The organism is Pseudomonas sp. GD04019, from assembly GCF_029837695.1.
Classification (GTDB): Bacteria; Pseudomonadota; Gammaproteobacteria; order Pseudomonadales; family Pseudomonadaceae; genus Aquipseudomonas.
The window spans coordinates 102,560-120,916 of sequence record NZ_JAOEEA010000012.1 but is presented as its reverse complement, the minus strand read 5'-3'; the positions used below and the strand labels follow the sequence as shown (position 1 = coordinate 120,916).

19 protein-coding genes are annotated in these 18,357 nt (G+C 64.0%); all 19 read right to left on the bottom strand.

The window, feature by feature from the left end:
• Positions 1–4 precede the first annotated feature (4 nt).
• Positions 5–544: a flagellar basal body-associated protein FliL gene (gene fliL / locus N7607_RS18700; protein WP_279867351.1), complete on the bottom strand. Its 540-nt coding sequence runs from the start codon at positions 542–544 to the stop codon at positions 5–7.
• A 209-nt stretch (positions 545–753) separates the two neighbouring features.
• Complete coding sequence (locus tag N7607_RS18695) at positions 754–2,046, bottom strand: flagellar hook-length control protein FliK (RefSeq protein ID WP_279867349.1); 1,293 nt, start codon at positions 2,044–2,046, stop codon at positions 754–756.
• A gap of 69 nt (positions 2,047–2,115) precedes the next feature.
• A complete protein-coding gene (locus N7607_RS18690) occupies positions 2,116–2,466 on the bottom strand; it encodes an Hpt domain-containing protein (protein ID WP_279867348.1) in 351 nt (116 codons plus the stop codon).
• A gap of 29 nt (positions 2,467–2,495) precedes the next feature.
• On the bottom strand, positions 2,496–4,190 hold the full coding sequence (locus tag N7607_RS18685; RefSeq protein WP_279867347.1) for a fused response regulator/phosphatase: 1,695 nt from the start codon (positions 4,188–4,190) through the stop codon (positions 2,496–2,498).
• A 5-nt stretch (positions 4,191–4,195) separates the two neighbouring features.
• Positions 4,196–4,501, bottom strand: a complete 306-nt coding sequence (locus N7607_RS18680; protein WP_137972844.1) for an STAS domain-containing protein — start codon at positions 4,499–4,501, stop codon at positions 4,196–4,198.
• A gap of 70 nt (positions 4,502–4,571) precedes the next feature.
• The gene (gene fliJ, locus N7607_RS18675) at positions 4,572–5,021 is read right to left on the bottom strand and encodes a flagellar export protein FliJ (RefSeq protein ID WP_137972843.1); all 450 of its coding nucleotides are present in this window, start codon (positions 5,019–5,021) and stop codon (positions 4,572–4,574) included.
• 3 nt (positions 5,022–5,024) lie between these two features.
• Positions 5,025–6,383 carry a flagellar protein export ATPase FliI gene (gene fliI / locus N7607_RS18670; protein WP_279867345.1) on the bottom strand — a complete coding sequence of 453 codons (1,359 nt, stop codon included), beginning with the start codon at positions 6,381–6,383 and terminating at the stop codon, positions 5,025–5,027.
• A complete protein-coding gene (fliH, locus tag N7607_RS18665; protein ID WP_279867427.1) occupies positions 6,373–7,152 on the bottom strand; it encodes a flagellar assembly protein FliH in 780 nt (259 codons plus the stop codon). The genes fliI and fliH overlap by 11 nt, the downstream gene beginning before the upstream one ends.
• Positions 7,153–7,158: 6 nt before the next feature.
• Positions 7,159–8,175, bottom strand: a complete 1,017-nt coding sequence (fliG, locus tag N7607_RS18660) for a flagellar motor switch protein FliG (RefSeq protein ID WP_192398504.1) — start codon at positions 8,173–8,175, stop codon at positions 7,159–7,161.
• Positions 8,168–9,961: a flagellar basal-body MS-ring/collar protein FliF gene (fliF, locus tag N7607_RS18655; RefSeq protein WP_279867344.1), complete on the bottom strand. Its 1,794-nt coding sequence runs from the start codon at positions 9,959–9,961 to the stop codon at positions 8,168–8,170. Before fliF ends, fliG begins: the two co-directional genes overlap by 8 nt.
• 17 nt (positions 9,962–9,978) lie before the next feature.
• Entirely contained in the window at positions 9,979–10,311 is a 333-nt protein-coding gene (fliE, locus tag N7607_RS18650) for a flagellar hook-basal body complex protein FliE (RefSeq protein WP_279867343.1), read from the bottom strand.
• 152 nt (positions 10,312–10,463) lie between these two features.
• Entirely contained in the window at positions 10,464–11,915 is a 1,452-nt protein-coding gene (fleR, locus tag N7607_RS18645; RefSeq protein WP_279867342.1) for a sigma-54-dependent response regulator transcription factor FleR, read from the bottom strand.
• A 4-nt stretch (positions 11,916–11,919) separates the two neighbouring features.
• Positions 11,920–13,137, bottom strand: a complete 1,218-nt coding sequence (locus N7607_RS18640; protein ID WP_279867341.1) for an ATP-binding protein — start codon at positions 13,135–13,137, stop codon at positions 11,920–11,922.
• A gap of 158 nt (positions 13,138–13,295) precedes the next feature.
• The gene (locus tag N7607_RS18635; protein ID WP_279867339.1) at positions 13,296–14,771 is read right to left on the bottom strand and encodes a sigma-54 dependent transcriptional regulator; all 1,476 of its coding nucleotides are present in this window, start codon (positions 14,769–14,771) and stop codon (positions 13,296–13,298) included.
• Between the two features lie 180 nt (positions 14,772–14,951).
• Positions 14,952–15,248, bottom strand: a complete 297-nt coding sequence (locus tag N7607_RS18630) for a flagellar protein FliT (protein ID WP_137972835.1) — start codon at positions 15,246–15,248, stop codon at positions 14,952–14,954.
• Between the two features lie 28 nt (positions 15,249–15,276).
• Positions 15,277–15,657 (bottom strand): flagellar export chaperone FliS, encoded by a 381-nt coding sequence (fliS, locus tag N7607_RS18625; protein WP_279867336.1) that lies wholly within the window; start codon positions 15,655–15,657, stop codon positions 15,277–15,279.
• An 88-nt stretch (positions 15,658–15,745) separates the two neighbouring features.
• The gene (gene fliS, locus N7607_RS18620) at positions 15,746–16,141 is read right to left on the bottom strand and encodes a flagellar export chaperone FliS (protein WP_279867335.1); all 396 of its coding nucleotides are present in this window, start codon (positions 16,139–16,141) and stop codon (positions 15,746–15,748) included.
• 2 nt (positions 16,142–16,143) lie between these two features.
• Complete coding sequence (gene fliD, locus N7607_RS18615) at positions 16,144–17,913, bottom strand: flagellar filament capping protein FliD (protein WP_279867334.1); 1,770 nt, start codon at positions 17,911–17,913, stop codon at positions 16,144–16,146.
• Positions 17,914–17,988: 75 nt separating this feature from the next.
• Complete coding sequence (locus N7607_RS18610) at positions 17,989–18,354, bottom strand: flagellar protein FlaG (RefSeq protein WP_279867333.1); 366 nt, start codon at positions 18,352–18,354, stop codon at positions 17,989–17,991.
• Between the last annotated feature and the right edge of the window lie 3 nt (positions 18,355–18,357).

Below are 18,357 nucleotides of genomic sequence, written 5' to 3'. Positions count from 1 at the left end.
CCTGCTACTGCAGCACGATGTTGGTGAACAGTACCTGTTCGACCACGGTTTTACCGGTTTCTTTCTGCGCCACTTCCTGCACCACGGCGGTCGCCTGGCTGCGCAGCATCTCCTTGCCGACCGGGGTCATGAGCGCGCTGAAGTCCTGACCGGAGAACAGCATCACCAGGCGGTTGCGGATCAGCGGCATGTGGACCTTGAGGGCATCCAGCTCGGCCTGGTTGCGCGCCATCAGCGCGACGCTGACCTGCATGTAGCGCTGCCGGCCCTGGTGCTTGTAGTTGGCGATGAAGGCTGGGGCGATGCTCTCGTACAACGCCGGCTGCTTGACCGGGGCGGCGCTTTCACTGGTTTCTTCCTCGGCCGGCTTCTCTTCGTCTGCGCCCTTGTCTTTGCCGAGCAGGAACCAGGTCGCGCCCACGGAGCCCCCGATCGCCAGCAGAAGCACCACCACGATAATGATGATGAGTTTGAGCTTGCCCTTGCCGCCGGCCTTTTCGCCGCCTTCGGCTGCCGGGGGTGTAGGAGCTGGTTTCTTTGCCATGCCAAAAATCCGTCACTATTCAGTGTTTTGTCCCTGGTCAAGGGCTTAGGAGCAAGTGTTATGCCACCTTGTAAACAAGATAGCCGCTATCGCCCCACCCGACACAGGCAGCCGATATACCAAGGCAACGACCGCCTGTCACCCGAAAACGACTGCGCCCGGTGCTTTATCGGCACCGGGCGCAGGTAATTACAGGGCTTGGCGAAGCGTCAGGCGTAGTAGTCCACCAGGCCACGCGGCGCGGCAGAGGACGGGCCACGCAACTCACTGACGCCGGTCAGCACCTCTTCATCGCCGGAGCCACCCATGCCTCGGCCGCCGGACTGCCGCCGCCCTTCCTCACCACCGCCCTGGGAACCATGGGCCATGGACTGGTCGGAAACGTTGACGTCCAACTGGTTCATGCCCTGCTGGGCGAACAGCTCACGCAGGCGGTGAACCTGGCCTTCCAGCTGGTCACGCACGTTGGCGTTGGCGCTGATGAACGTGACCTGGGCCGCCTGGTCCTTGTTGAGCTCGATGCGCACCTCCATGCGCCCCAACTCGGCAGGGTCAAGCTGGATCTCGGCGGACTTGAGGTTCTGGCTGGACAGCCACATCACCTTGTCGACCACCGCCTCGCTCATGCCGGGATGGTTCACCTGCACCGGCTGGCCGGGCACCAGCGGCAGGCGCTGCACGTTGTTGTGCTGGTTGATGGCCTGGCTGAGCGCGCTGAGCTTGCTGGCGAAAGCCTCGGCACGGGCGTCGGCCTGGCCTTCGCGAACCGTGGTCAGGGAGTTGTCCAGCCCTTCGCCGAGCAATTCGCCTTCCAGACTCTCGGTCGATGTTTCCTCGCTGGGCACGGCATCGCCGGAGAAGGCGGCCAGGGCATTGGCGAAGCCCTGGCTGGCATTGGCCGATTTCTCGGCGGCGACCGCTCCTGGGCTCAGCTGCTGCTGAGCGGCAGCCTTCTCCTGCGCGCCCACTTCAAGCGCCAGCTTTACCGCCGGCAGGCTGTTGAGCATGTCCAGTTCGGGATCGTGGCTGGCTTCGGTCATGGTCGCCGGTGTGGCGCTGGTCATCGTCGACGTGGTTGTCTGCAACAGAGCATCGCCTTCGACCGGAACCTCGCCTTGGGCAGCCAGCGGATCGACCGTCTCAGCCGCCGGCAGCTGGCCCGACATGGCCATCAGCAGCAACGGATCGACGCCCTCCTCGCCGCCCTCGGCCGGCTCTTCCGGCAAGGCATTGCCGCTTTCGGCAACGACCGGCTGTTCGGCGGCAGGCTCGGTCGCTGCCTCGTCTGTCGATTTGGCCTCGGCAGAGCGCTCCTCGGCGGCCTTGGCACTGGCCTCCTTGCGCTCCGCAGCCTTGCTCTGCCGCTCCTTGGCGTAGACCTCGGCGAAGCTGGAAGCCTCGTTCCTGCTGGGTTCAGGACCATTGGCGGGGGCCTTGACCGCGGATGTCTTCGGCCGCACTTCGGGCGCGGACTGAAGGAGAAAGTCGGGTGCAACGGACATGGGTACTCTCCGTTTGTGGGGGATCGTACCGGGGTAGAGCAAGGGCCGGGCCAACTTTGCCCGAGGCGCTCAGCGATAGCGTTGGCGCTCGGACTTGAGCAGGATGCGCACGATGGCGAACTCGCGGCCGATCTGTTCGACCAGGGCCGGCGCCTCGTCCAGCCGCTCGCGGCGGGCGGCCTCTTCCAGGTGCTTGCACAGGCCGGCCAGCAGCGTGGCGCCCATGTTGCTGCAACTGCCCTTGAAGCTGTGCGCCGCCAGGCGCAGGGCCTGGGCGTCCTCGGCGGCCATGGCCTCGTGGATATGGCGCTGGCGCTCCTCCGAGTCGAGCAGGAAGGTATCCAGCAGCACGGGGTATTCCTCCCCCATGACATCCAGCAGGGAAGCCAGCACGCTCTGATCGAGATGGGAATCGGACACCAGCTCACTCCATGATCGGGAAGCGCCGATTATGCCTGAGCCGCCCAGCGAAACTCCACGATGGCGCCACGGCCGTCGGGCGACCACTGACACTGGTCGGCGAGTTGGCAGATCAGGCGTAGGCCGCGGCCACTGAGACTGTCGCAATCGCGATGCCGAGCCAGGGCACTGCTCACATCGAAACCGGCGCCGCTGTCCTGCACGTGGATGCGCAGGCAGCCACCATCGGCCTCCGGCAGCAGCTCCAGGTCGAAGCGCACGAAGCCCTCTTGCAGCGCTAGCAGACGCTGGCTGCGCTCGCGGTAGTACTGGGCAAAGCCCTGGGCATCGGACTTAAGCCCGGACTTCAGGCCCAACACGCCGTGCTCCAGGGCGTTGGAATACAGCTCGGCCATCACCGTGTACAACGCCCCGCCCTGAGCTCGCAGGCCGCGCACCTCCATCAGCAGCTGGAGCAGGAACGGCAGCGGGTTGAAGCGCTTGAGCGCCTCGGCGCGGAATTCGAAGCTGGCCGACCAGTCCAGCGGGCTGCTCTGGCCGCTGTCGGAGAAGGCCAGCGGCGGGCGACTGAGGGCACAGTCATCGACCATGCTCAGCTCGATCATGCTGACGTCGTCCTGGGCTTCGCCACGGAACGCCGCCAGCGCGCGCTGGATCTCGTCGAACAGACGCTCCGGTGCGTGACCACCGGCGAACACCTGCAGCAGGCGCTCCTCGCCGAACAACTGCTCGCTGGCGTCGCGGGTTTCCAACACACCGTCGGAGAGCAGGAAGATACGATCGCCGAGCTGCAGCGGATGCACCTCGTAGGCCTCGTTGAACGACGCCGGGTCCAGCACGCCCAGCGGCAGGTGGCGCGACACCAGCGGCACCCGCTCGCCGCTGCCGACGCGCAGCAGATGGCCATCCGGCAGGCCGCCGTTCCACACCTCCACCACCCGGCGCTGGAAGCTCAGGTTGAGCATGGTGGCGCAGCAGAACACGCCGACCGGCAGGATGCGCTTGAGCTTGGCATTCATCTCGCGAAGGATTTCCGCCATGGAGAAACCCTTGGCGGTCATGCCGTAGAACACCTCGGACAGCGGCATGGCCCCGATGGCCGCCGGCAGGCCGTGACCGGTGAAGTCGCCGAGCAGCACGTGCATGCCACCGGAGGGCTTGAACGCGGCCAACAGCAGGTCGCCGTTGAACAGGGCGAAGGGCGATTGCAGGTAGCGGATGTTGGTGGCGCTGAGGCAGCCGGAGTGGGCCACCTTGTCGAACACCGCCTTGGCCACCCGCTGCTCGGTGAGCAGGTGCTCGTTGTGCTTGGCGATCAGGTCGCGCTGCTCCAGCACCGTCTTCTGCAGGCGGCGCAGACGGTCCATGGCGCTGATCTTGGCTTGCAGGATGACCTGGTTATAGGGCTTGGCGAGGAAGTCGTCACCCACCTCCAGGCAGCGCACCAGTGCTTCGCTCTCGGTCAGTGAGGTGAGGAAGATGATCGGCACCAGCGCCTCGCCGGCCAGCTCCTTGATCCGCCGCGCCGCCTCGAAGCCGTCCATCACCGGCATCAGCGCATCCATCAGCACCAGTTGCGGGCGCTCCTGCTGGAACAGCCCGACCGCCTCCAGGCCATTGCTGGCGGTGAGCACACGATGGCCCTGACGGCTGACGATGGTGGACAGCAGCATCCTGTCCGCCGCGCTGTCCTCGGCGATCAGGATGGACAGGCGGTTGGGCATGGCGGTCAGCCGATCTGGAACAGCTGTTCGAAGTTGGAGATCGAGAGGATCTTGCGCACGTCCGGATTGCAGTTCACCAGGCTGATGCGCGCATGATCGCCACCGGCGTGGTCGCGCAGCAGCAGGAGCATGCCCAGGGCCGAGCTATCCAGGTAGGTGGCGCCCTTGAGGTCTACCACGTAGCGCTTGGGGGTGGCGCTCACACGCTCGTAGGCATCGCGAAATTCCTGGTGCGCAGAGAAGTCGAAGCGCCCCTGGATGTGAATGGTCAGCTCCTGCCCGTCGCCCGAAGGTAGCGCGGTGATGGCCATGTAGCACTCCTTGTTGATTCTTATGCAAAGAGAAGATGTAGCACCCGCAGATGACGGCGGCAACCGCGCGTCAATTCTGCTCGCGTTGCGGCAGGCGTTGTGACAGCTCGTCGAGCAGCTTCTGCTCGCGCTTGTCCTCGGCCGCACGCGCCTCGTCCAGGTAGCGTTGAACGAGCTTACGCAGACCTTCCACCCGCGTATAGCGCTGTTGCCAGGCGGCTCGCGCCTTGTTGAGATTCTGCCGGTGCCAGTTGATGCTCTGCAGCTGCTGGCCGATGGCGGTTTCCAGCTGGCTGAGGAAACGCTGGTAATTCATCAGCCATTGCCCGGACACGCCCTTGCTGCCCTCGCTGATCCACTGCTGCTGGTAGTCGGCGCGGTAGCGTTCCAGCTCGCCCAGCTGCGCTTCGGCCTTGGCCAGCAGACCTTGCATATGGGCCATCTGCCGGGCGGCTTCACGCTCGGCGCGCTCGGCCATCTCGACCACCGGCGCCAGGCGCGCGGCGCGGCTGTTGGCCATCTATCAGGCCTGCGCCTGCGGATTGAACACCTGCGCCAGCTGGCTGACGCTATCGGCCATGGACTCGCTTTCGCCCAGGCTCTGCTTCAGGTAGCGGGCCATGGCCGGCTGGCGGGCGATGGCCAGGTCGGTGTCGGGATCGCCGCCCGGCACGTAGGCGCCGACGCTGATCAGGTCACGGCTCTGCTGGTAGCGCGACCACAGCTGCTTGAAGCGCTGGGCCTGCTTGAGATGCTCGGGGCTGACCACCTGGGGCATGACCCGGCTGATCGAGGCCTCGATATCGATGGCCGGGTAATGGCCTTCCTCGGCCAGCCGGCGCGACAGCACGAAGTGGCCGTCGAGCACGCCACGGGCGGCATCGGCGATCGGGTCCTGCTGGTCATCGCCCTCGCTGAGCACGGTGTAGAAGGCAGTGATCGAACCACCGCCCTGCTCCGCGTTGCCGGCTCGCTCGACCAGGCGCGGCAGCTTGGCGAACACCGACGGTGGATAACCCTTGGTCGCCGGCGGCTCGCCGATGGCCAGGGCGATTTCACGCTGGGCCTGGGCGAAGCGGGTCAGCGAATCCATCAGCAACAGGACGTTCTTGCCCTTGTCGCGGAAGTATTCGGCGATGCGCGTGCAGTACATGGCGGCGCGCAGGCGCATCAGCGGCGCATCGTCGGCCGGCGAGGCGACCACCACGGAACGTTTGATGCCCTCCTCGCCGAGAATCTCGTCGATGAACTCCTTGACCTCGCGGCCCCGCTCGCCGATCAGGCCGACCACGATGATCTCCGCCTCGGTGAAGCGGGTCATCATGCCCAGCAGCACCGATTTACCCACGCCGGTACCGGCGAACAGGCCCAGGCGCTGGCCACGACCGACGGTGAGCAGGCCGTTGATGGAACGGATGCCGACGTCCAGCGGCACATGAATCGGGTCGCGATTGAGCGGGTTGATGGTCGGGCCGTCCATCGGCACCCAGTCCTCGGCCTTCATCCCGCCCTTGCCATCCAGGGCGCGGCCGGCGCCGTCCAGCACCCGGCCGAGCATGGACATGCCCATGGGCAGGCGACCGGTGTCCGGCAACGGCACCACGCGAGCACCGGGGGCGATGCCGGCCAAGCTGCCGACCGGCATCAGGTAGATCTTGCCGGCAGAGAAGCCCATCACCTCGGCCTCTACCTGCACCGGGTGATAGCTGTCGTCGTTGATCACCAGGCAGCGGCTGCCGAGGGCGGCGCGCAGACCCTCGGCCTCCAGGGTCAGGCCTACCATGCGCAGCAGGCGGCCTTCCACCACCGGCTGAGTCGGCAGCTCGACGGCCTCTGCATAGCCGGCCATGCGTTTGGCGAAGCTGGTGCGCTCAAGGCGCATCGGGGCTCTCCAGATCGACCTGGATATCGGCCTCCGGGGGATTGGTGACCTGCGCCCGCTGCTGTTCGAACAGCTGCTTGAGAGCCATGGCCATGCGCGTCTCGACACTGGCGTCGATGCGGCTGTGCTCGCTCTCGACCCGGCAGCCGCCGGGCTGCAGGGACTCGTCCTCGAGGATGCGCCAGCTCTCCTCGTGGCGCTCGCGCAGGGCCTTCACCAACTCGAAGTCCTGCGGATGAATGTGGATGCGCACGTTGCTCGCGCCCATGGGCAGCAGCTTCAACGCCTCGCGCAGCACATGGCGGATCTGGCTGGAGTCGCTAGTCAATTCGCGCTTGATCACCTGGCGAGTCATCTGGCTGACCAGATTGACCAGCACCTTCTCCAGTTCCTGGTCCTGCTCAGCGATGGGCGCCATCAGGTGGCCCATGAGCTGCTCCAACTGCGTCAGCTTGCCGGCCAAGGCGGCATCGGCCTCCTGCTTGGCCTTGAGCTGGCCCGCGCGGAAGCCGTCCTTCTCGCCGGTGGCGAAGCCTTCGTTGTAGGCGTCCTGGCGGATCGCCTCGAGCTCGTCGAGCGTCAGCGGCTTGACGTCCTCGACCGCCACTTCCTCCACCTGAACCTGCTCGACCTCGACCGCAGGTGCGGGCTCCGGCTCGGGTTCGGGCGGAGTCTCGACCTCGGGATCGAAGCTGGGTATGGCCCAGCGGTCGAAGCCCGCCACGTCCTTGGCGCGGATCAGCTCGCTGGGCGCTTCCTTGGGCGGCACCATGGCTTAGATCATCGCCTCGCCGCCGGCGCCGCCGAGGACGATCTCGCCGGATTCGGCCATGCGCCGGGCGATGGTGAGGATTTCCTTCTGCGCCGTCTCCACTTCGCTGACGCGCACCGGGCCCTTGGCCTCCAGGTCGTCGCGCAGCAGCTCGGCGGCGCGCTTGGACATGTTCTTGAAGACCTTTTCCTTGATGCCGTCGTCGGCGCCCTTGAGGGCCAGCACCAGGATGTCCGAAGACACCTCGCGCAGCAGCGCCTGGATGCCGCGGTCGTCGACGTCGGCCAGGTTGTCGAAGACGAACATCAGGTCCTCGATCTGGCTGGACAGGTCCTCGTCGACCTCGCGGATGGAGTCCATCAGCTGGCCCTCCACCGAGCTGTCGAGGAAGTTCATGATGTCCGCCGCGCGTTTCACGCCGCCCAGGTTGGCGCGGGTGGTGTTGGCGCTGCCGGAGAACTGCTTCTCGAGGATCTGGTTGAGCTCCTTGAGCGCCGCCGGCTGCACGGTGTTGAGCGAAGACACGCGCAGGATGATGTCCAGGCGTACCTTGTGGTCGAAGTGGCTGAGCACCTCGCCGGCCTGGTCCGGATCGAGGTAGGCGACCACGATGGCCTGGATCTGCGGGTGCTCGTAGCGGATCACGTCGGCCACGGCGCGCGGCTCCATCCACTTCAGGCTGTCCAGGCCGCTGGTACTGCCGCCGAGCAGGATGCGGTCGATCAGGTTGCCGGCCTTGTCCTCGCCCAGCGCCGCGGTGAGCATCTTGCGGATGTAGGCGTCGGAACCGACGCCCAGGCTGGTCTGGTCGCCGACGATATCGACGAACTCGCCCATCACCTGCTCGACCTGCTCGCGCTGCACGTTGCGCATGCCGGCCATGGCCACGCCGACCCGCTGCACTTCCTTCGGCCCGAGGTGACGCAGCACCTGCGCCGCGTCCGTCTCGCCGAGGGACAGCAGGAGAATGGCGGCCTTGTCGACCTTGTTCAGCTTGACGGCGGTGCGATTGTCACTCATCGGCGTTGATCCACTCTTTGACTACCTGGGCGACGCGGCCCGGATCTTCCGCCACCAGGCTCTTGATGGCGTTCAGTTGTGCATCATAACCCTCGGTGGGGCTTGGCAGCAGGATGCTCTGCGGGCCGCCGAGGCTTACCCGATCAGAGGACAGTTCGCCCTCCAGGCCACCCATGTCGCCCAGCTCCACATCGCCCTCGCGGCCTTCGCCCGCGGCGTTCTTGCCACCACCGGCGATGTTGTTGAGCACCGGGCGCAAAACGAACCACACCAGAAGGAAGATCAACAGCGCGGGGAAAAGTTGCTTCAGGGCACCCATGCCCATCAGGAACAGCTCGCTCTGATACCAGGGGGTCTCGATGACCTCGCCGAGCTCGGAGGAGAACGGCGCGTTGATCACGCTGACGCTGTCGCCGCGGCTGGCGTCGAAGCCCACCGAGTCCTGCACCAGACGGGTGAAGCGGGCCAGATCATCAGCGCTCCAGGGACTGCTGGTGGTATCGCCGGTTTCGGGGTTGATGCTGACCTTGTCGTCCAGCACCACGGCTACCGACAGGCGCTTCAAGCGGCCCTGCTGCTGCTTGGTGTAGCTGATCGAACGGTCCAGCTCGAAATTGCGGGTGGACTGCTCGCGCTTGTCCGCCGGATACGGCGCCAGCATCGGCTGGCCGGTGGCCGGGTCCATGATCTGCGCGCCATTGGCGTCCAGCAGCGGCTGGCCGGGGGCGACCGGGCCGGCCGGCGCCGGTGCGGCAGCGGCCTGCTCGGGAGCGGTGGCGGCGCCAGGCGGCTGGTTGCTCAGGGCACCCGGCACGCCTTGCGGCGGCATACTGCTGGAGCGCTGCTCGTTGACCTGCTGCTCGCTGCGCAGGGCCGGCTGGTCCGGGTTGAACATCTCGGAGGTGGATTCCACCGCGCTGAAGTCGACGTCCGCGGAAACCTCGGCCTTGTAGCGGCCATTGCCCAGCACCGGCTGCAGGATGTTGTGCACGCGCTGGGTGAACAGGGTTTCCATGCGCCGGGTGTAGTCGAACTGCTTGCCGGCCATGGTCAGCTCGGACAGCTCCTGCTGGTCGGACAGCAGGTTGCCCTTCTGGTCGACCACGGTGACCTGCGACTTGGTCAGCTCCGGCACGGAGGTGGCCACCAGATTGACGATGGCCATTACCTGGCTCGGTTCCAAGCTGCGGCCCGGGTAGAGCTCGACCAGCACCGAGGCGGTGGGCTTGCGCTCGTCACGCACGAACACCGAGCTCTTCGGGATAGCCAGGTGCACGCGGGCACCCTTGACGTTGTTCAGGCTGGAGATGGTGCGCGCCAGCTCGCCTTCCAGGCCGCGGCGATAGCGGGTGGCCTCCATGAACTGGCTGGTGCCCAGGCTCTGCTCCTGGTCGAGGATCTCGAAGCCGACGTTGCCGTCGGCCGGCGCCACGCCGGCGGCAGCCAGCTTCATGCGGGCGCGGCCGAGGTCGTCGGACTTGACCAGCAGCGCCCCGGAATTGGGCTCGACGGTGTAGGCGATGTCGGCGGCATTGAGCACCTCCATTACCTGGTTGCTGTCCATACCGGCCAGGTTGCCCAGCAGCGGCTTGTAATCCGGCTGCTGCGACCACAGGACCACGGCGAAGCCGATCGCCACGCTGGCGGCCAGGCCGACCAGCAGGCCGAGCTGGCGCAGCATGGACATCTCGGAGAGGTTCTCCAGGAAGGCCAGCCCGAACAGCGGCTTCTTCGGCTCGTCGGCGCCAGTGGTGGCGGGTACGTTTGCAGCGACTGCTTCAGCCATGACTCAAATCCGCCCTGTTAAACCGGCATCTGCATGATGTCTTGATAGGCCTGAACCAGCTTGTTGCGCACCTGGGTCATGGCCTGGAAGGAAACGCTGGCCTTCTGCGAGGCGATCATCACGTCGGTGATATCGACACCCGCCTGCCCCATCTCGAAGGCAGTGGCCAACTGGCTGGACGCTTGCTGGGTCTCGTTCACCTTTTCAACGGCCTGGCCGAGCATTTCCGAGAAGCTCGGCGCACCCGGCTCCGGCGCGGAAACCTGCGCAGGCTTGACCTTGGCCATGGCCTCCATCTGCATGGAGCGCATTTCCAACATCAGGCGATTGAATTCGACACCCTGGCTCATGACCTTTCCTCCAGCGACCGCGGTTTTTTGACGCTACGCGGCCTGTGCGGGGGTATCTGCAAGCACAGTGCCAAAAAACAAAGACACGCGCGAGGCGGGCCAAGAGGGGATTGTTACTGCCGCGCTCGGCAAGGCCGAGCGTGGCCGAATACTCAGCTGGCGTAGAGGTAGGCTTCCACGTCCATGCCGGCGTCGCGCATCTGCGCCAGCTTGTAGCGCAGGGTCCGCGGGCTGATGCCCAGGCGCTCGGCAGCCTCCTTGCGGCGGCCTCGCTCGGCGCGCAGGGTATCGATGATCACTTGGAACTCGCGGCGGCGCAGATCTTCGCCCAGGGCACCGGCGCCCTCCGCAGCGGCGGTTGGCTCCTCTGTCGGATTGCTGGTCGGAGCCGGGACCGACGCTCCCGTCGCCGGGGCCACGGGATTGCCAGCCACCAGCCTCACAGGCGGCGCGACGCTAATCGGCGCCATGCCGATGGGCGCGGTCAGGCACAGGTCATGCGGCTGGATCAGCCCACCCTGTTGCAGGATCAGCGCACGCTGGATGGCGTTGTCCAGCTCGCGCACATTGCCCGGCCAGGCATGTGCCACCAGCGCGGCGCGGGCCTGCGGCGAGAGCTGGACGGCGGCATGGTTCATTTTTTTGACGTGTTTGCCGAGCAGGCGCTCGGCCAACGGCAGAATGTCGGCAGGCCGCTCGCGCAGGGAACGCCAAGCCAGCGGGAAGACCGACAGGCGATAGTAGAGGTCTTCGCGGAAACGCCCGGCTGCCACTTCGCCGGCCAGGTCGCGGTTGGTGGTGGCGAGCACGCGGATATCCAGGTTGATCGGTTTGCGTGCCCCTACCCGCTCCACTTCGCGCTCCTGCAGCACGCGCAACAGCTTGGCCTGCAGCCCCAGCGGCATCTCGGAAATCTCGTCGAGCAGAATGGTGCCGCCATCGGCCAGTTCGAACTTGCCCGGCTGGGCGGCGATGGCGCCAGTGAAGGCGCCCTTCTCGTGACCGAACAGGGTGGCCTCGAGCATGTTGTCAGGAATCGCCGCGCAGTTGATGGCGATGAATGGGCCATTGCCGCGGTTCGACTGCTGATGGATGTAGCGCGCCAGCACTTCCTTGCCGGTACCGGACTCGCCGGAGATCAGCACGGTGGAATCGCTCCTGGCCACGCGGGCGGCCAGCTCCAGCAGTTGCCGGCTGGCCGGCTCGCAGGCCACCGGGCCATCGCTGTCGCTGGCTGGCAGACGACCGAGGGCGTGGCGCGCCACCAGCTCCAGCAAAGTGCGCGGCTCGAACGGCTTGACCAGGTAATCGGCGGCGCCCTGACGGATCGCATCCACCGCACGCTCGACCGCACCATAGGCAGTCATCAGCAGTACCGGCAGTTGCGGATAGCTGGCGCGGATCAGGCCGAGCAGTTGGTGGCCGTCCATGCCGGGCATGTTGACGTCGCTGATCACCAGGCTGAAAGCCTCTTCGCCCAGCGCCTCGATGGCATCCTCGGCGCACTCAACGGCGCGGAAGTCATGGCCGCCGAGCAGCAGGGTGTCGGCAAGCGCCTCACGCAGTGCGCGGTCGTCTTCGACCAGCAGAACCTTGGCGGTCATGGGCTTACTCCTGAATATCCGGTTGCGCCGCGCTGATCAGCGGCAATACGAGGGTGGCGGTGGTGCCACGACCAACGCGCGAACGCAGGCGCAGCTCGCCCTGGTGGGCGCGCACCACGGCCTGAACCACCGCCAGGCCGAGGCCGGTACCGGTGGTTTTGGTGGTGAAGAAAGGCTCGCCAAGGCACGCCAGGGTGACTTCGTCGATGCCCGGCCCGTTGTCGCTGACACACAGACGCAGGCTGTTGTCGCGGGCATACAGGTGAATCTTCAGGCTGGCCTCGCGGCCGCCGGCCTGAATGGCATTCTCGATCAGATTGAGCACGGTACCGACCAGGGTGTCGCGGTTGCACAGCAACTCGCCCAGGCGGGTATCGCACTGCCAGCGCACATTCATGCCCAGCACATGGGGCTCGGCGGCGCGGCGCAAGGCGTCGAAGAAGGCGTTGGGGGCGATGCGATCGGGCAAGGGCAGCTCGCCGCGGGCGAACACCAGCATGTCGCGCACCTGATGCTCCAACTCATGCAGGCGCTCCTTGATGCGCCCGGCGAAACGCTGTTGCTGCTCGAACGGCAGCTCCTGCTCGGCGAGGTGACTGGCATACAGCAGCGCGGCGGACAACGGCGTGCGGATCTGATGAGCCAGCGAGGCGACCATGCGCCCCAGGGACGACAGGCGCTCGTGGCGCGCCAGCTGATCCTGCAGTCGGCGGGTTTCCGTCAGGTCGGTGAGCAACACCAGCTGCCCCGGCTCGCCCTGCAGCGAACGGGTGGCAATGGACAGGCGGCGCCCATCCTTGAGGGAAATCTCGTGGCCGTCGTCTTCACGCGGAGCGAAGTTGCGCGCGATCACCTCGCGCCAGAGCATCCCCACCAGCGGCTTGGCCAGCAGGCTGCGCGCCACCGGATTGGCCTCGCGCACCACACCCTGACCATCGATGACGATCACGCCGCCGGGCAGCAGATCGAGCAAACTCTGCAGACGCTGGGCCAGGCGCTCCTTCTCGGCCAACTCCTGCATGCGCTGCGCGCTGACCAGGGCCAGTTGGCCCTTGAGTTCGCTGACCCGCGCCTCGAGCATGCTGTAGGAGCTGCTGAGCTGCGTGGACATCTGGTTGAACAGGGCGAAGGCCTGTTCCAGGTTGGCACGGCTGGCCTGTTCGATAGGCGCAGCTGGCGCGGCGGCTTCGGGGGTAACGGGCGACGGGGCGGCTTGGCTCATGCTCTTCTCTCGGCTGGCGAACCGTCAGCAGACGGTCAGTCGAGAGTGTCTTAGCAATCCCCATGCCTAAAAAATAGGCTTTATATTTCAATCACTTAAAAAATAAAGCCGGAGCTTGCGTCAAAGCTCCGGCTCTATTTCATGGACAGCGAGGAGATTCAGTCCTCGTCGCCACCTTCGTCATCGCGGCGGCTCATGCCGTACTTGCGCATCTTCTCCACCAGGGTGGTGCGGCGAATGCGCAGGCGCTCGGCGGCTCGCGCCACTACGCCATTGGCATCATCCAGCGCTTGCTGGATCAGCCCCTGTTCGAGATTGCCGAGGTAATCCTTCAGATCGAGGCCCTCCGGCGGCAGCATGGCAGTATTGGCCATGCCCGGCATGCTGGAGCCAATAGCGGCACGCTCGTCCAGCTCCTCGCGCAGGCTGATGGCCAGTTGCTCGTCCTCGTCATCGACATGACGGAATTTCTTCGGCAGCTCACCGACACCGATGACGCCATAGGGGTGCATGATCGCCATGCGCTCGACCAGGTTGGCCAGCTCGCGCACGTTGCCTGGCCAGTCATGGCGGCACAACGACATGATGGCGGCGGAGTTGAAGCGGATGGAGCCGCGCTTCTCGAACTCCATGCGCGAGATCAGCTCGTTCATCAGCAGCGGGATGTCTTCCACGCGCTCACGCAGCGGCGCCATCTCGATCGGGAAGACATTGAGGCGGTAGTAGAGGTCCTCGCGGAAGGTCCCCTCCTCGATCATCTTTTCCAGGTTCTTGTGGGTGGCGGCGATGATGCGCACATCCACCGACTGGGTCTTGTTGCTGCCGACCCGTTCGAAAGTGCGCTCCTGCAACACCCGCAGCAGCTTGACCTGCATCGGCAGCGGCATGTCACCGATCTCGTCGAGGAACAGGGTGCCACCATTGGCCAGTTCGAAGCGCCCGGCACGGCTGGTGATGGCACCGGTAAATGCGCCCTTCTCATGGCCGAACAGTTCGCTTTCCAGCAGCTCCGCCGGAATCGCCCCGCAGTTGACCGGTACGAACGGCGCTTCGCGGCGCTTGGAGTGATAGTGCAGGTTGCGCGCCACCACCTCCTTGCCGGTACCCGATTCGCCGAGGATCAGCACGCTGGCCTCGGTATCGGCCACCTGCTGCATCATCTGACGCACCTGATGGATGGCACGGCTGGTGCCGACCAAGCTGCGGAACAAATTGGGCTCGCGCTGGCGGCCACGCTCGCGGGCCTGGTCGTACATCTCGCGATAGACCTGGGCACGGTGCAGGGAGTCGAGCAGCTTGTTGTAGCTGGGCGGCATCTCCAGGCTGGCCAGCACCCGCCGGCGCAGATCCTCCGCCCAGTCGGCCGGAACCGGCTCGCCGATCATCAGCAGCGGCAGGTTCTCGTCCCAGGCGATGATCTGCTTGAGCAGCTCCAGGGCACCGCCCTTGGCGTTCACATCGCCGAGCAGGACGTTGAGCACTTCGCGGCTGGAGTCGAGCTTGCCCACTGCTTCACGCCAATCGGCGCTGCTGCAGGCCAGATGGTCTTCGCCAAGAAAACCGAGAATCACCGCCAGGTCGCGGCGGCGCTCGGCGTTGTCGTCAATCAGCAGGATTTTGGTTTCACGCCACATCTTATTCTGGTCTGGCTCGCGGGCTGGGAAAAGGAGTCGCCAAGCGACAACGGCAATTGGCCACTAGTAAAGTCAAAAATCAGGCGAGAGTCAAATTTATGGCGTAAATTTTTCTGCGAATCCCGAGAGCATCCGTAATTGTCTGTAGATGCCTGAGAAATTCGTAAGGAAGGATGATCTTCAGGTGAACAGCTGGTAGACCTTGGCACCCTGTTGCGACTGGTTGAGCTGTACCAGCTCGCCAGCCAAGCGACGCTGCTCGGCCTGGCAGGTCATCACCAATTCACGGTAGAGATCCAGCAGAGTCTGCATACGCTCACGCAGCACGCCCTCGTCACGCTCGGCCTCGACCATGGCCTCATCGACGGCATGGCGGCACTGGGCATCCAGCTCACCAATGGCAGCCCAGTCCCGGCGAGCAAGTGCATCACGCAAGGCGTTACCGGTGGCTTCAAGAAGCTGGACGGATGAACTCATGGCTACTTCCCCTTCACACTGCAGATGCTCAGTGACTGATGGCATCCCAACCGGATTTCACGTTGCGCAACAGCTCGGCCACTTCGTCGATGATCGCCACATCGTTACCGATGTTGGCCTCAACCAGGCGCGAAACCATGTACTCATAGAGTCTGTCGAGATTAGCGGCAATTTCGCCGCCTTGCTTCAGGTCGAGACTCTCGCGCAGGCCGCCGATAATACCAATTGCCTTGCTGATCAGCTCGCCTTTCGCTGCATGCTGGCCATGCATCATGGCGCCCTTGGCCTGCGCCAGGCGGGACAGGCCACCTTCCATGAGCATCTGGATCAAACGATGCGGACTGGCGTCGCTGACCTGGGCCTGAGTGTTGACGGTTTGATACTGCCGAAGGGCCGCCATTGCGTTCATGATTGCTCCACTGAACATTGCCTGGATACAGTCTTTGTATCGGCAAAGCGGTCCTCACCTTGAGGACCGAACGAAGCAAAAAAGCGGATTATTCCGTAGCGGCGGCGGGCTCTACTTCCGGACCGATGCCGTCCCAGGCAGACTTCAGCTGAGTCAGCAGCTTCTGCACTTCATCAAGGCTGCGCGGCGTATCGTCCAGCGCTACACCAGCCAGACGGCGGGTCATGTAGTCGTACAGCGCATCGAGATTTTCGGCGATCTCGCCGCCCAACTTCTTGTCGAGGCTGGCCTGTAGCACGCCGAGGATGGTGATGGTGCTGCCCACCGCCATACCGCGAATCTCGATATCGCCTTCCGCCTGCGCCTGACGCGCGAGCAGAACACGTTCCAAGGCGCCGTCCAGCAACATCTGTACGGCCCTGTAAGGACTGACTTCCTGGCTGGTCTTGACCTGCTTATAGGTGTCGATCGGTTTCTTGCTCATCGTCAGCTCTTCTTCACGAGGCCAGGCAGGCTGGCCAACTGGTTGGTCAGGCTCTCGCTGGTTTTCTGCAGACGAGCAACCAGCTGGTCCATGGCGGTGTATTGAGCCACTAAACGCTCTTGGATTTTACCAACGCGCATATCCAGCGCTTTGCGCTGTTCGTCTATGCCGCCAGGTCCGGTCAAGGTGGCCTGCAACGCCTTGGTGCGCTGATCAAATACTCCGCCGGTTTTGAGGTATTCGCCGACATTCCTGTCGAGTCGCACCATCAAACCCTTGTCGCCCGTAAAGTAGCTGGAGACTTGCTCAAAGTCAGCATCCAGCGCCGAGGACAGCTTAGCGTCATCAATCTTGAGCGTGCCGTCCTTCTGGGTCGTGATACCGAGGTCAGCCAGCGCACGAACCCCCTCTTCTCCCGTCGTCTTGACAAGCTCGTTGCGCAATCCCGCCAGCAGCCCTCGAACCGTGGCATCTCCGACCAGCGCCCCCGTAACCGGCTTGGAGCCTTCGCCAACCTGAACCACGGCGGTTTGCTGTGCAGCAGTAGTCATGACGCCGTTATAAGCATCGACAAACTTCTGGATATTCGTCTTGACCGAGCCCTTATCGACGCCAATGGTGACGTCGATAGTCTTACCGGCAGCCAGGTCGCTCTCACTTTGAGCCGAGGCTAGGTTCAGCGTGACGCCATCAATGGCAGAAGACACGGTATTGCTTTCGCTGACGACCTTGAGACCATCAACGAACAATACAGCCGACTGAGCTTTGCTGATTACCCCAGCCGCACCACTGGTGGAGTTGGGACTGGCGGAGGTAGCAGTTACCCCAGCAGCGGGATTCAGAGAGGTCAAAGCATTGCTGGTGGGAGTACCACCAGAGGCAGTTGCCGTCACTTCAAGCGCGGTACCGTTGGTGGAGTTCAACACCAATCGAGAGCCGGACGCATCTGTTTCGATACTGGCTGAGACCCCTTGGCCAGCACCGGAAGCGTTGATGGCATCTCGAACACTTTCAAGAGAAGAACCATCGCTGATAGCCACATTGAGATTGGTCGAGCCTGCCTTGATGGCTAGGTTTCCGCTTTGAAACAAAGTGGCGCCCGGAGCACCACTGAAGGCAGGTAGCTTGAGGCTAGCGGATGACTGAAAAGCTTGAGTGGCAAGGGCCACAGTACCCGTCGTAACGCCATCCTCAGCGACAGCGACCTTGATGTCGTTGCCAGCGCCGGTCTTGCTTGAGTTCAGTACCAACCGAGATCCGGAAGCATCCGTCACTATAGTGGCACTGATGCCTTTGTCTTTACCGGCGGCATTGATGCTGTCACGCACGCCTGCAAGGGTGTTATTGGCAGCAGTAACATCCACCTCAATACTGGATGAGCCAGCAGAGATAGTCATTTTTCCACTGTTGAACGTAGTGGAGGCAGTGGCAGGCACCGACTGCAAACCGACTTTACTGCTGGTCGCCAGTTGCTGGACCTGAACGCTGTACTTGCCGGCAATAGCTGCAGTGTCCGCTTTGGCACTGAGCACTGCACTGCTGCTCGAAGAGGCAGTGCGAGTCGTGAAAAGAGATGGCTTGTTGAGATTCTGGATGGCGGTCTGCAACCCACTCAGCGACCCTTTCAACGTACCTAGCGCGGAAAAGCGCGAGGTCGTTGCTTTCTCAAGGCGATCAAGTTGCTGAGTCTTCGGTGCCTTCTCGGCGTTAACCAGCGCGGCGACGATTTCATCAATCTTGATGCCCGTTCCAACACCTAGTATTCCAGCCATTTCTCACCTCGCCAAAAATATGACTCTTAACCACCGAATGGTGGCTAACAGTCAAAAGCCGTGCCAACTAAAAAGTTAAGCCTCGGCCTTGAACAGCAAACTACGCACTTCCTCGAGACTCTCGGCTAACTGGAGGGCCTCTTCCGACGGAATCTGCCGGATGATGTCCCCGGAAGACGCATCGGTAACTTTAACCACCACTCTTCCGGAAGCATCTTCCAGGGTGAAATTCACGTTCCGCCGCACCGACTGAACGAACTCCTGGATGGTCGACACAGCTGATTCAACCTGCTCACGGGAGGCACCGCCCTGCCCAGCGGCAGCCGCTTGAACTACAGGCTCTTCCTCGGGGCTGCCAGTTGACTGCTTACGCTCTTCTACGGGAGCAGCGCGCCCAGTAAGCAGCGGATTCAACGAATTCTTGATTGAACCGACGTCCATAAC

Excerpts from the sequence above, each read along its gene's own strand:
- fliG (WP_192398504.1), bottom strand. The coding sequence starts at position 8,175 with ATGAGTGACAATCGCACCGCCGTCAAGCTGAACAAGGTCGACAAGGCC.
- N7607_RS18680 (WP_137972844.1), bottom strand. The coding sequence starts at position 4,501 with ATGGCCATCACCGCGCTACCTTCGGGCGACGGGCAGGAGCTGACCATT.
- N7607_RS18695 (WP_279867349.1), bottom strand. The coding sequence starts at position 2,046 with ATGTCCGTTGCACCCGACTTTCTCCTTCAGTCCGCGCCCGAAGTGCGG.
- N7607_RS18640 (WP_279867341.1), bottom strand. The coding sequence starts at position 13,137 with ATGAGCCAAGCCGCCCCGTCGCCCGTTACCCCCGAAGCCGCCGCGCCA.
- fliS (WP_279867335.1), bottom strand. The coding sequence starts at position 16,141 with ATGAGCAAGAAACCGATCGACACCTATAAGCAGGTCAAGACCAGCCAG.
- fliI (WP_279867345.1), bottom strand. The coding sequence starts at position 6,383 with ATGCGCCTTGAGCGCACCAGCTTCGCCAAACGCATGGCCGGCTATGCA.
- N7607_RS18685 (WP_279867347.1), bottom strand. The coding sequence starts at position 4,190 with ATGCCCAACCGCCTGTCCATCCTGATCGCCGAGGACAGCGCGGCGGAC.
- N7607_RS18630 (WP_137972835.1), bottom strand. The coding sequence starts at position 15,248 with ATGAGTTCATCCGTCCAGCTTCTTGAAGCCACCGGTAACGCCTTGCGT.
- N7607_RS18610 (WP_279867333.1), bottom strand. The coding sequence starts at position 18,354 with ATGGACGTCGGTTCAATCAAGAATTCGTTGAATCCGCTGCTTACTGGG.
- fliE (WP_279867343.1), bottom strand. The coding sequence starts at position 10,311 with ATGAGCCAGGGTGTCGAATTCAATCGCCTGATGTTGGAAATGCGCTCC.
- fliD (WP_279867334.1), bottom strand. The coding sequence starts at position 17,913 with ATGGCTGGAATACTAGGTGTTGGAACGGGCATCAAGATTGATGAAATC.
- fliL (WP_279867351.1), bottom strand. The coding sequence starts at position 544 with ATGGCAAAGAAACCAGCTCCTACACCCCCGGCAGCCGAAGGCGGCGAA.
- fliJ (WP_137972843.1), bottom strand. The coding sequence starts at position 5,021 with ATGGCCAACAGCCGCGCCGCGCGCCTGGCGCCGGTGGTCGAGATGGCC.
- fliS (WP_279867336.1), bottom strand. The coding sequence starts at position 15,657 with ATGAACGCAATGGCGGCCCTTCGGCAGTATCAAACCGTCAACACTCAG.
- fliF (WP_279867344.1), bottom strand. The coding sequence starts at position 9,961 with ATGGCTGAAGCAGTCGCTGCAAACGTACCCGCCACCACTGGCGCCGAC.
- fleR (WP_279867342.1), bottom strand. The coding sequence starts at position 11,915 with ATGACCGCCAAGGTTCTGCTGGTCGAAGACGACCGCGCACTGCGTGAG.
- N7607_RS18635 (WP_279867339.1), bottom strand. The coding sequence starts at position 14,771 with ATGTGGCGTGAAACCAAAATCCTGCTGATTGACGACAACGCCGAGCGC.